This is a genomic window from Actinomadura rugatobispora, from assembly GCF_055379765.1.
The window spans coordinates 3,494,858-3,507,351 of the sequence record NZ_AP029191.1 but is presented as its reverse complement, the minus strand read 5'-3'; the positions used below and the strand labels follow the sequence as shown (position 1 = coordinate 3,507,351).

The window sequence follows — 12,494 nt, the reverse complement described above, 5'->3', positions numbered from 1 at the left end:
TCGTGATGGTGGTGGGCCGCTACCCTCCGGTGGTGCCGCGCCGCAGGCCGCGGGCCAGGCCGCGCGCCAGGCTCCGCCCTGCCATGGACAGGAACGGGACCGGGTCGTCGGCGGCGAACCAGGCCGGTTCGCCGGCCTCGCGCAGCCGCCGGACGGCCGCGCGGCGCTCGCCCGGACGGGTCAGGGCATGGTGCAGGAGGTGGTTCTCCACCAGCAGGGTGCGCCCGTACCGGGGGCGGGCCTGGGGCACGGCGCGGCCGGAGTGCGCGAGGTGGGCGATCCTGACCAGGTCGAGGCCCGACCCGTCGCGGAACAGCCGGAACTGCGCGCCGAGCCGGGGGTTGAAGTCGAGCAGGTGGTAGGTGCCGGTCCGGGCCTCGAACCGGAAGTCCAGGTCGACGGTGCCGCGGTGGCCGAGCAGGTCGACGATCTTGTGGGCGAGCCGTTCCAGCGCCGGGTTGAGGACCCATTCGCCGGAGACGGTGTGGCCGGCGTCGGCGGGGTGGGCGAGGTGCTTGCGGCCGGTGGCGCCGAACAGGCAGGCGCCGTCGCCGTCGAAGTGGCCGTGGAAGAACCAGTCGCCGCCCTCGGGGGGAACGTGGCGCTGCAGGATCGGCGGGCCCGCCGTCTGGGCCGCGGCCCCGCCGAGTGTGGCCGCGAGGGCGAACAGCCGGTGGACCTCGGCGGCGGTACGGGCGACGACCGTGCCGCGATGGCCGGGCGGCAGCAGCCATGGCCGCGGCCACTTCACCACCAGCGGGAGGCCCAGCCGCGTCAGCGCGGCCTCCACCTCCGTGGGGGAGCGCGGGACGAGGCTCTCGGGGCAGTCGATGCCGAACCGGGCGCACTGCTCGGCCAGCAGCGACTTGTCGGCCACCCGCCGCGGGCTGGACGGGTCGGGCGCGGTGAACGCGAAGCACTCGGCCAGGGCGGGAGCGTGCTCGGCGATGAAGATGGCGCCGGCGTCGTCCAGCGGGAGCAGCAGGGTGCGGCGGCCGATCAGCCCGGCGATGTGCCGCAGGTGCTCGGCCAGCGCCTCGGGCGCGGTGTGCGGCGAGGGGCCCCACGGCCAGCGCCGGTGCAGGTGGCGCGAGCGTGCGGCGGGGCTGCCGGGGCCTTCCAGGATCGCGTGGACCGGCACGCCCGCGCGGCCCAGCGACCGGATCGCGCCCAGCGTCCCGTGGTGGAAGGGGTTGCGGTCGGTGCGCAGGAGCAGCACCGGCAGCCCGGCGTCGAGCTCGGGGGCGCGGGCGCCCGGGGCGGCGGGCGGCGGCGGGGACTGCATCGGTCAGGCCGCCCGTTTCGCCGGAAAATGCGCTCTTAGCCGGTAATACATAATAAGGAAGCTTTCTCTAAAAAACGGTAATTCTGCTCTCGGTGCGGAGATCCGTTTGTTCATCCACCCGCGCCATCGGGCATACGTTACGCATGAGCTCAGGCGATGACCATCGTGCTCGGGGGCCGTTCGGCCATGGGCGTGCAAGATCTCCTTTGGGACTTCTCTGCCGTGCTGTGGCGGGCCTCACGGTCGTCGTGGCGCTGACGGTGGCGGCCATCACCGCGAGCCGGCCCGACCCCGAATCCACCGGACATGTCGCCGGTGAATCCCGGGCGGTAACACCGCTCCGAACATCCCCCGATTCCGCCTCGGGAAACCCACCCGCGACATCCCAGGAAATGCGCCGCGAAAAGCGCCGCCGCATACCGCTCGGCGCGTTTCTGGGGTCGGGCGCGGAGGGCGTCCAGAGGATCGAGGCGTTCGAGCGCTGGCTCGGCTCCCCGGTCACGGTCGGCCGCACCTACCTGCCCGGCGAGGTGTGGAAGGCGATCGAGGGGCCGTTCGAGATCCTGCGGCCGTGGTCCCTGTGGCGGCACGCCGTCCCGGGGCGGATGCTGGTGCTGAACGTCCCGATGCTCGCGCCGAACGAGGTGGGGCTGCCCGACCGGGCGGTCGCCAAGATGCTGCGCAACGGCGCGTCCGGGGCCTACGACCGGCACTTCAGGACGCTGGCGGAGCGCCTGGTGCTGGAGCGGATGGGTGACACCGTCCTGGTGCCCGGCTGGGAGATGAACGGCACCACCTACAGCCACCGGTGCGGGCCCGACCCGGCGGCGTGGAGGGCCTACTGGCGGCGGATCGTGTGGACCATGCGGTCGGTGCCGGGCACCGCGTTCCGGTTCGACTTCACGGCGGCGCGGGGCCGTGACGCGGTGCCGTGGACCGAGTGCTATCCGGGTGACGACGTCGTCGACATCATCGGTTCCGACAGTTACGACCAGCCGGAGGGCGGCAATTTCGCCCGGTATGTTCATGAACCGCTCGGGCTGCGGGACCAGGCGATGTTCGCGGCGGTCCACGGCAAGCGGCTGTCCATCCCGGAATGGGGACTGTTCCGTAACTCCGATAATCCCGACTACATCCGTGGGATGTATCACTGGATGGAGCAGAACAACATGATGTACCAAAGCATTGCCGATTATTGCCCGCACGGCGTGTGGCAGTGCCAGAACAATCCGCGTTCGGCGGCCGTCTATCGCGAACTCTTCGGCGGAAACACCTCGTCCGTCCAAGAATCGCCGTCGGCTTCTCCGCCCGCTCCGGGGCCGGCCAGTCCGGCGGTGACCTCCGCCAGCAGCGCGAGCGTGCCGGACAGGTCGAACGCCCCGGCGGCGCCCGCGCCCACCCTGCCCTCCTCGTCCGCGTCGCGCGGACGCGACAGCCGGGAGGTCAACTCGGCGGCGAGCGCGTCCGGCTCCTCGGGCGGGACGAGCGCCCCGGCGCCGTAGGGCAGGACCTCCGTGAGCCCGGGAACGCCGCTGCACACCAGGGAGCGGCCGCACGCCAGGGCCTCCAGCGCGACCAGCGGCAGCCCCTCCCAGCGCGAGGGCAGCACGACCAGGTGAGCCGCCGCCAACCACGCGCGCGTGTCCGGCACCGGAGGGACGAACAGCACGCCCGGCAGCCCGTCCGCCCGGCGGCGGAGCGCGGGCAGGTCGTCGCCGTCCCCGACGATGGCCAGGAGGGCGTCCGGGCAGGCGGCCCGGACCGCGGGCCACGCGGCCAGCAGCACGTCCTGGCCCTTCTGTCGGGTCACCCGCCCGATGCACACGGCCAGGGGCGCGCCCGTGGGCAGGTCCAGCGCGTCCCGCGCGGCCTGGCGGTTGGCGTCCCCGGCAGGGGTGAAGCGGCTCAGGTCCACACCGTTGCGGACGACCTGGTACGGCCCGCGCACCCCGGCCGCCTCGCCCAGGCGCAGCTCGCCCGCGCCGACGCAGATCAGCGCGTCCGTCCGGTTGCGCGCCGCGTACCGTTCCCAGCGCAGCACCGCCGCCGCCCGTGAGCCCGTGACGGCCAGCCACGACCAGCCGTGCGGCTGGAAGATCGTCGCGGGACGCGGCGGGCCGCCCGGCGCGGACGGGCCCGGCAGGCGCCCGGCCAGCCCGGCCTTGGCCGAGTGCAGGTGCAGCACGTCCGGCCCGAAGCGGTCGACGATCCGCCGCAGCTCGCGGGCCTCGCGCAGCGTGCGCGCGCCGGGTTCGCGCTCCGCGTCCCAGGCGAGATGCGGCACGCGCAACTCCTCCAGCCGTGCCGGGAGCCCGCCGCCGGGGCCGCCCGCGCCCTCGGAGTCGCCGGACGGGCAGGCCACCGCCACGTCCCAGCCCCGGCGAACCTGGTCGGCGACGGCCTGCGCCACGTACACCGCGACCCCGCCGTCTGTGGGCTGGGTGACGTGCAGGACGCGCAGCCCGTCACGCATGGCGGCCGTCCATGCCCGGTCCCGTGGGGGCGGTGCGCCCGCCGTGCTCGGCACGATGCCGGTGCTCGTCCCGGCGCGTCCGCAGCTCGGCGTGGCAGCGCGCGGCGGCGGCGTACGCGGAGGCGAGCGCGGGTGCGCGCGCCAGGATCAGCCGCTCGTTGTGCACGGCGACGGGCCGCCACTTCCTCTTGTACGGCTCGTCCCCGCGCAGCATGCTCAGCGCCGGGACGCCCGCGTCCCGCGCCACGCCCAGGTCCTGCCGCAGCAGCATCAGCGTCACCTCGACGAAGTCGCGCAGGTTCGGCTCCGCCCCGTACAGGTACGCGCCCGCGAACTCGTGGCCGATCAGCACCAGGTCGGAGGCCACCAGCCCGCCCTCCCAGCGGTACTCGTACAGCGCGGCCCGCCCGTCGCGGATCATCGGGCCCAGCGCGTCCGCCAGGTGGCGGCCGAAGCGCGGGCGGACGTGCTCCGGGTTGATCGGGCGGCCCCGCCACTGCCGGGCGTGCAGCTCCAGCAGCCGCTCGACGCCGGCCACGGCGTCCTCGGCCGGGACCGGCGCGGCCGTGATCCCGTACGCGTCGATCCGGCGGAGCTTGGCGCGCAGCTTCCCCGCGCTGCGGCGGGGCAGCCGGCCCAGGACGCCCGCGATGTCCCCGGCGGGCAGTTCGAGGCAGGTGGACGCGGGCGTGCGCCACGACGTCCGGGGCCACGCCCCCGCCAGCACGTGCGCCGCCGAACCGGGCCTGACCTCGGGGAAGTCGAGCGCGCACCAGCCGGACGCGCCCAGGAGCGCGCGGGTGAGGTACCAGGCGGCGCCCTGGGCCTCGTCGCGGTCCAGCAGGACGTCGGTGTGGTCGCTCTGCGGCGCGGCGAGCGGGACCAGCACCGGGCATCCCCAGCGCCGCACCTCCATCAGCGGGGCGGCGGCCACCAGGCGGCCGTGCCGCCGTACCAGCGCCAGGCGCAGGCTTCCGCGCCTGCCGTAGTTGCGCCACCAGGCCGCCAGCCACGCGTGGGACTGGAACGGGGTGGCGGCCGGGCTGCGCGCGTAGAGGTCGTCCCACTCGGCGGCGAGGCCGTCGAGCGCGGTGTCGTCGCGGTGGAGCTCCACGGTCCAGCCGAACGAGCAGCCGTCGCTGACCCCGCCCCTGGTCCCTGTCCTGGTACCGAGATCGACCCCGGAGCCGAAGTCGATGACGTTGCCCACGAACGGGACGGCGCGGACGCGGCCCAGTTCCACATCGGTCATCGGCGTGCCTCCGCCGTCAACGGGGATCCCTTCGCCGCGGGCTTGGCGTCCTTGCCGTCCTTGCTCACGCCCTTGCCCTTGCCCGCGTTCTCGGACGCCGCCGCGGCGGCGATCTCCTCGGCGGCGCTCGCGAGCGCCGCCTCGAACGCCCGGCGGACCCGCGAGGCGACCCCGGTGGCCGCGACCAGCCCGCCCAGCAGCAGCCCGGTCGCCACCCCGACGGCCACGTTCAGCGGCAGGTTGGGCGAGCTGGGCGCCGCGGGCACCGACGCCTGGGTCATGGGCGCGACCCGCACGCCGGTGTCGTGCTGGTGCGCGTTGCCGTAGCGGACCAGCGCGTCGGCGGCGGTGTTGGCCAGCTCCGCCGACAGCATCGCGGTGCCGGCCGAGGCCGTGAGCCGCACCAGCGGGGTGTCCGGCGAGGACGACGCCTGGATCCGCGCGCGGGAGCGGTCGAGCACCTGGCCCGGGATGGGCTTGGCCGCCCACTGGAGCGTCTCCCGCATCGACGCCAGCCGCCCGTACGCCTGCGCGAAGTTGACCGCCGCGGGCCCGCCGTCCGGATCCGAGACCACCAGCACGTAGCTGGTCGCCGAGTAGGTCGGGGCCTTGAACAGCCCGTACCCGAGCCCCGCCAGCAGGCACGCCAGCACGATGGCGATCGGGAGGGCGAACCGGCGCCCGAAGTTCTTCAGGACGCGGATGACGAGGACGCGGATTTCTTGCATGCCTTGGCCCTTTCGGAGAGGACGTGCTCGCGAGGAGGTGGTGCGGGACGAGGTGCTGTGCGGCGGCGGCGAGCGGGGCCGTCAGGTGGCGACGAGCGCGCTGCCGCCCACGGGCCGGACCGCCGCCGGGCCCTCGTGGTACAGGTCGACGAGCTGGGCGATCCGCGCCTCCACGGCGTAGTGCCCCACCAGCGGCGGCGGGGCCGCGCGGGCCGGGGTGGGCGCTTCCGTGCGCGGCAGGGCGTCGAGCGCGGCGCTCCAGGCCGCCACCCACGACGGAAGCCGCTGCACGCGCGGCGCCATGAGCGACGGCAGGTCGTCGATCGCCGGGCACGTCCGGTAGAGCACGGGAAGCCCGGCCGCCAGCGCCTCCAGCACGCCGAGCCCGAAGGTCTCGTGGGCGGACGGGGCCGCGTAGGCGTCCATCGCCGCGAGCATCCCGGGGACGTCGGCCGTCCCGCCGGTGAAGTGCGTGCGGCCGGCGACGCCGAGGTTCTCGGCCAGCTCCTCCAGCTCGGGCCGGGCCGGTCCGGACCCCACGATGAGCAGCCGCCCGTCGCCGGAGCCGGGACGGGCCGTGCGGCCGGTGCCCGCGAACGCGCGGACCAGCAGGTCCAGGCTCTTGGACGGCACGAGCCGCCCGGTGCTGCCGACGACGAACTCCTCCGGCCCGATCCCCAGGGCGCCGCGGACCGCGGCCCGGCGCTCCGCGGAGAACGCGAACGCCCCGGCGTCGATCGCGTTGGTGATCGTGACCAGCCGGGCGGGCCGGACGCCCCAGTCCAGCAGCCGCCGGGTGACGCTCGGGGACACCGCGACGGTCGCGTGGCCGAGCCGCTCGCTCGCCCGGTAGAGCGCGCGGACGCCCGGCGTCGTCCGGCGCCCCTCGATGTGGCCGTCGCCCAGGGAGTGCTCGGTCGCGACGATGCGCGGCGTCCGGGCCAGCCAGGCGGCAACGCGCCCGTAGACGCACGCCCGGTACAGGTGCGTGTGGACGACGTCGTACCGGCCCTTGCGGATCAGCCGGACGAGCCGCGGCAGCGCCGCCGCGTCCCGGTTGCTCCGCATGCCGATCTCGTGGACGGGGACGCCCCCGGCGCGGATGCCCGCGCCCAGCGCGCCCGCGTGCGTGAGGACCGCGACCTCGCACTCGACGCGGTCCTTGGGCAGGTGGTCCAGCAGCAGCGCCAGCTGCCGTTCGGCGCCGCCGTGCTCCAGGCCCGTGATGACGTGCAGGACCCGCGTCATATGCGGACCAGCCATTGCAGTTCGTGCCGGACCACCTTCGCGCGCAGCCGCAGGCCGCGGTCGCGCTCGCCGACGTAGGTGCGGGCCAGGGCGTGGCGGCCGGGCTCGTCGGGACGGATGGCGCAGGCGTAGTCGTACCCGGCTGCCCTGACCTCCGCCACGTCCCGGGGGCTGACGTGCCCGTAGGGGTAGGCGAAGCCGGTCACGGGCCGCTGGACGGCCTCCTCCAGGACGTACCGGCTCTGCCGCAGCTCGTCCCGCACCTGCTGGGCGGGCGCCCCCGGGAGGGAGATGTGCCGCATGCCGTGCGAGGCGACCTCCATGCCGAAGTCGGCGACGGCGCGCAGCTGGTCGGTGGTCATCAGCGACTTGGGCGGTCCGGAGTCCCAGCTGTTGTAGCCCCCGGCGTGCCCGGCGACCATGAACACCGTCGCGGTGAACCCGAACCGCACCAGCGCGGGCACCGCCCGGGTGGCGAAGTCGGCGTAGCCGTCGTCGAAGGTGAGGCCGACCAGCCCGCGGGTGCCGCCCTCGGCGTCCGCGCGCAGCAGCTCGCCCACGCTCACGCCGCGCAGCCTGCGCGCCTGGAGCCAGCGGAGCTGCCGCTCGAAGCGCTCGGGCGTGACGGTCACCAGATGCGGGTCCCGGTCGTAGTGGTCGACCGAGTGGTACATCAGGACCATCGGCATCGAGGTCATCGGATGCTCGGTCTTCTCACGGCTCTCACGGCTCTCAGGGTTCTCAAGGTGCTCGAGGTTCTCGGGGTGAGTCACGTGCTCTTCCTTCGGATGCTGGTGAACGAGCTGAGCGGCCCGCCCGCGCGGGCGCGCCCGTAGGCGGCCAGGGCCAGCGCGGCGGCGTAGACCGCGGTGACGACCGCGACGCCGGCGCCGGCCTGGTGGAGCGGCGGGGCGCCGGCCGGGACGAGCGCGCCCGGGCCGGGGAACCGGCCGGTGGCGGCCAGCCCGGCCAGGCACGCGGCGCCGGCCGCGAGCGCCAGCGCCCCGATGTCGCCGCCGGCCGCGCGCAGCGACACGGGCGCGACCCGCCTGCGGACGAGCAGGAGCAGCGCCACCGCGGCCACGGTGATCCCGGCGGCGTTGGCGGCGGCCAGCGCGGCGGTGCCGCCGGTGCCGACCAGGGCGGCGCCGAGCGCGCCCGTGACGGCGAGCCCGGCGGCCATCGCGCACACCGGGTGCCAGACGGGACGGGCGCGCGCGAAGAAGGCCCGCGCGGCGACGCCCGCCATCGCCTGGCCCCACACGCCCAGCATGTAGACGCGCAGGACCAGCGCGGTCCGCTCGCCGTCGGCCTCGGTGAAGCGGCCGTGCTGGAACAGCAGCGCGACGATCTGCGGCGCCAGCGCGATCAGGATCGCGGTGGCGTACAGCACGATCGCGCTGACGACGACCAGGTCGGACTCGACGCGGCGGCGCACCCGGTCCAGGTCCCCGCCGGCCGAGGCGCGGGCCAGCCGGGGGAACGTCACGGTCACCAGCAGCAGCGAGGCCACCATCGGGACCTGGCCCACCTTCTGCGCGTAGTTGAGGTGGGAGATCGACCCGGCGGCGAGGCCGGAGCCGAGGAAGCGCTCGACGAAGACCTGCGACTGCCGGGTGAGGGTGTACAGGACGATCGGCGCGGCCGCCGCCAGCGTCACCGAGGCCGCCGTGTCCCGCGCGGCCCCCTTCGGCTCGCGGACGGCGGCGTCCCGCCCGCCGGCGCCGCGCAGGCAGCGGACGAACGCCGGGAGCTGCACGGCCACCATGAGCAGCCCGCCGCACGCCACGCCGAGCGCCGCGCTGGTGATCCCCAGCGGCACCGCGAACGCCGCGATCATCGTCAGGATGCCGAGGTTGTAGGCGAGGTAGATGGAGGCCGGCGGGCCGAACCGGTGGTGCGCCCGCAGCGTCGCGCTCATGAACCCGGCGATCCCGAAGGCCAGCACGGTCAGCGCCGTCAGCCGCACGCACCGCGCCGCCGGGCCGGGATCCTCCAGGCCGGGCGCGAGCACGTCCACCAGCAGCGGCGCGGCCAGCACCAGGACCAGCGCGACCGCGGCCAGCGCGACCGCCAGCCGCGGCAGCACCGACACCACCAGCGGCCGCACCCCGTCCGGCTCGCGCAGCAGCCGGGTCACCACCGGCACCATGAGCAGCGCCATCGCGTCCTCGATCAGCAGCGGCGACACCGTCTCCGGGATCGTCCAGGCGACGAGGAACGCGTCGGTACCGCTGCTGGCCCCGAACCGGTGCGCCATGACCAGGTCGCGCACGAAGCCCAGCCCGGTCCCGGCGGCGACGAGCAGCCCGGTGAGCAGGGTGGCGCGGCGGATCGAGCCGTCCCGGGCCGGCGGGCGCGCCCCGACGGCCGTCATGCGGTCCCGGCCCGGGGACGGGGCGCGACCTCGGTGCCCGGGCGGGGGAGCCCGGTGGCGGCGCCGGCGGCGACCAGCCCGATCATGATCGCGACCAGCATGCTGCTGGCGCCGCTGATGTCGGCGTACACGAAGTTGATCAGCAGTCCGGCCAGGAAGCCGAACGCGGCCAGCCACAGCGGGTCGCGCGGGTCGCGGTGCCGCCACACCCCGTACGCCAGCGCGCCGAACAGGGCCAGCAGACCCACCAGCCCGACCACGCCCTGCTCGGCCAGGACCAGCAGGTACTGGCTGTGCGGGGACAGCAGCGGCTGGCGGTGGTAGCCGTTGACCCGGTCCATGACCTCGCCCGCCGAGGAGAGCTCGATCGGCGCGTAGGAGTCGCGGTAGGCGGGGAAGTTCTTCACGCCCACGCCCGTGACGGGATGGTCGCCCCACATGCCCCGCGCCGCCGTCCACAGGCTGTAGCGGTCCAGGACGGACTGGTCGGGGGCGTCCATGACCGAGGTCATCGACTGCGCGCGGGCGGCCAGCGTCTGCCCGCCGAGGTCGCCGTCGCCGCCGCCCAGCCCGAGGCCGAGCCCGCCCACCACGACCACCGCCAGCGCGGCGGCGGTCGCCGCGGTGCGCATCGCCAGCCGCCGGCTGTAGGCCAGCAGCACCAGCCCGGCCGCGGCGCCGATCGCGATCCAGCTGCCCCGGCTGAGCGCCAGCAGCAGCGCCGAACCCAGCACCGCCAGGGCCGCCGCCGCGAACGGGCGGACCCGGGGCGGCCCGGCCAGCGCGAACGCCAGCGTGAACACCACGCCGAACCCGGCGACGATCGACAGCGCCATCACGTCCCCGGCGCCGAACGTGCCGACCGCCCGGACCGTCTCGCCCCCGATCGCGGCGCCGTTGCGGGTGAGCGCCTGCCAGATGCCGTAGGACGACTCCGCCAGCGCCACCGCGACCACCGCCGCGGCCACCACCAGGCCGTCCGTCCGGTCCTGGACCAGCGTCATCGCGGCCAGCGGCACCAGCACCAGGAGCTGCACGATCCGCACGTAGCCGGGCAGGCTCGACGCGATGTCCTGCGAGCACAGCGTGGCGATCCCGGCGGCGAGGGCCACCGTCCCGAAGGCGGGCAGCGTCCACAGCGGGGGCGGCGCCACCTTCCGGGCGGCGACCAGCACCGCGGCGACGGTCACCAGGACGAGGCCCGCCAGGTCCCCGGCGGAGACCTGCACGGCCAGCACGTCGCTGAACGTCTCGAACCCGGCGAACCGCGCCGTCCACGCGACCGCGGTCGCGCCGATCTCGGGCGGCACGCACACGCACAGCGCGGCGGCGGCGACCAGCGGGCTCCACCGCCCGGCCAGGGCCCGCCTCACGCGACGTTCCTCGTCAGCACGGCCCGGACGGTCATCAGCAGGATGCGCAGGTCGGCTCCGAAGGTCCAGGTGTCGATGTAGCGGTTGTCCAGCCGCACCCGCAGCTCGATCGAGGTGTCCCCGCGCAGCCCGTTGACCTGCGCCCAGCCGGTGATGCCCACCGGCATCCGGTGCCGCAGCGGGTACTCCGGGCAGGTCTCGGAGAACAGCCGGACGAAGTGCGGCCGTTCGGGGCGCGGGCCGACCAGGCTCATGTCACCGCGGACCACGTTCCACAGCTGCGGCAGCTCGTCCAGCGAGGTCTCGCGCAGGAAGCGGCCGACCGGGCCCATGCGGGCGTCGCCGTCCACCGACCAGCGGGTGTCGGCCTCGTGGTCGTCGGCGGGCCGCAGCGAACGGAACTTCAGCAGCGTGAAGGGCTCGCCGTCCAGGCCGACGCGCCGCTGCCGGAACAGCACGCCGGGGCCGCCCTCGATCCGGACCGCGAGCGCGCAGGCCAGCAGCACCGGCCACAGCGTCAGCAGCAGCAGGGCGGCGGCGACCGTGTCGAAGGCGCGCTTGGCGGCGCGGGCCGTCCGCGCGCCGGGACGCGGCCCCAGGCGCACGAAGGGGATCCCCTCCAGATGCTCGACGGGCGCCTGCGCCGTCCGCGCCCCGGCGCGCGCGAGCAGCAGGTCCGTCGTGGACGGGACCAGCAGCGTCTCGCACGGCAGCGCCGCGCAGATCCGGACCAGCTCGTCCAGACCCGAGCGCCGCACCTCGTCGGCGACGATCACCACGGCGGCGCGGGAGCGGGTCTCGGTGCAGGCGGCCAGGGCGCGCCGCAGGTCCAGCGGGCGGCCCAGCACGGGCAGGGCGGGGACGGGCAGGTCGCCCGGGTCGCCGGTGACGATCTGCCCGACCGGGTCCAGCCCGAAGTCGCGGCGCCGCCGCAGCACCCCGGCCACCAGCGCGGCGCCGGGGCCGGTGCCGATGATGACCGTGGGACGGCCGCGCGGGCGCAGCTTGCGGTGGGTCCGCAGGACGGCGCCCGCGGCCAGCCGGGACGCGCCGGCGAACGCGCAGTACAGGCAGGTGATCCAGAGCCAGATCGCGACGCTTCCGCCCCCGGGGAGCAGCAGCGCGGCCGGCGCCGCCACCACCGCGGCGCGCACCGCGAGGGCGGGCGCGTCGTCGAGCAGGGACGGCCTGCGGCGGCACCGGTGGAGCCCGGCGGGGGCGTTCACCGCGACGATCGCGGCGGCGGCCGTCACCATCGCGGTCACCGTGCCGGTCACGGTCACGGCGCCCGCGCCCGTGCCGCCCGCCGCCGTGCCGTTCACCATGCCGGCGGCGACGGTCACGGCGGTGGCCATGGCGAGCGCGTCCGCGGTGCCCAGCGTGAGCGCGTACAGGGCGGCCAGCGGTCGCGGGCGGGACGCCGTGGCGGGACGGGCCGCCGGGCCGGTCACGACCGGGATGACGCTCGTCGCGGTCAGGGTGCGGGTTCCCCCGCCCACGGCCTGCTGCGCCTGTCCTGCGTGTCCTTCGTGTCTCCCGCCGGGATCATCCTCGGAGCGCTCCTCGCGGCCCTCGTCGGCGCCGTCCTCGACGTCCCCTCCGACGGCGGGGACGCTCAGCCCCTGAGAGCCCATCGCGGTCGTCCTTTCTCAGAGGGCTAAGCGGCTGCCCGGTACTGCTGATCCACGGAAGTCTGTCCGCCGGATACCCACTGATCGTTGAAACGCCACCACCCCGTCCCAGGGCTTTAACAAAGGC

At 75.5% G+C, this 12,494-nt stretch carries 9 protein-coding genes; all 9 read right to left on the bottom strand.

Annotation, left to right across the window (positions count from 1 at the left end):
* Nucleotides 1-19: 19 nt before the first annotated feature.
* Nucleotides 20-1,285: a carboxylate--amine ligase gene (locus ACZ466_RS14935; RefSeq protein WP_378292865.1), complete on the bottom strand. Its 1,266-nt coding sequence runs from the start codon at nucleotides 1,283-1,285 to the stop codon at nucleotides 20-22.
* A 1,246-nt stretch (nucleotides 1,286-2,531) separates the two neighbouring features.
* On the bottom strand, nucleotides 2,532-3,758 hold the full coding sequence (locus ACZ466_RS14930; protein WP_378292867.1) for a glycosyltransferase family 4 protein: 1,227 nt from the start codon (nucleotides 3,756-3,758) through the stop codon (nucleotides 2,532-2,534).
* Complete coding sequence (locus tag ACZ466_RS14925) at nucleotides 3,751-5,010, bottom strand: GNAT family N-acetyltransferase (RefSeq protein ID WP_378292869.1); 1,260 nt, start codon at nucleotides 5,008-5,010, stop codon at nucleotides 3,751-3,753. The genes ACZ466_RS14930 and ACZ466_RS14925 overlap by 8 nt, the downstream gene beginning before the upstream one ends.
* Nucleotides 5,007-5,738 carry a YveK family protein gene (locus ACZ466_RS14920; protein WP_378292871.1) on the bottom strand — a complete coding sequence of 244 codons (732 nt, stop codon included), beginning with the start codon at nucleotides 5,736-5,738 and terminating at the stop codon, nucleotides 5,007-5,009. The genes ACZ466_RS14925 and ACZ466_RS14920 overlap by 4 nt, the downstream gene beginning before the upstream one ends.
* Nucleotides 5,739-5,819: 81 nt before the next feature.
* Nucleotides 5,820-6,986: a glycosyltransferase gene (locus ACZ466_RS14915; RefSeq protein WP_378292873.1), complete on the bottom strand. Its 1,167-nt coding sequence runs from the start codon at nucleotides 6,984-6,986 to the stop codon at nucleotides 5,820-5,822.
* On the bottom strand, nucleotides 6,983-7,759 hold the full coding sequence (locus ACZ466_RS14910) for a polysaccharide deacetylase family protein (RefSeq protein WP_378292875.1): 777 nt from the start codon (nucleotides 7,757-7,759) through the stop codon (nucleotides 6,983-6,985). The genes ACZ466_RS14915 and ACZ466_RS14910 overlap by 4 nt, the downstream gene beginning before the upstream one ends.
* Entirely contained in the window at nucleotides 7,756-9,363 is a 1,608-nt protein-coding gene (locus ACZ466_RS14905; RefSeq protein ID WP_464043693.1) for a lipid II flippase MurJ, read from the bottom strand. The genes ACZ466_RS14910 and ACZ466_RS14905 overlap by 4 nt, the downstream gene beginning before the upstream one ends.
* Nucleotides 9,360-10,736: an O-antigen ligase family protein gene (locus tag ACZ466_RS14900; RefSeq protein ID WP_378293210.1), complete on the bottom strand. Its 1,377-nt coding sequence runs from the start codon at nucleotides 10,734-10,736 to the stop codon at nucleotides 9,360-9,362. Before ACZ466_RS14900 ends, ACZ466_RS14905 begins: the two co-directional genes overlap by 4 nt.
* Nucleotides 10,733-12,370, bottom strand: a complete 1,638-nt coding sequence (locus ACZ466_RS14895; protein ID WP_378293208.1) for a sugar transferase — start codon at nucleotides 12,368-12,370, stop codon at nucleotides 10,733-10,735. The genes ACZ466_RS14900 and ACZ466_RS14895 overlap by 4 nt, the downstream gene beginning before the upstream one ends.
* Nucleotides 12,371-12,494: the final 124 nt, after the last annotated feature.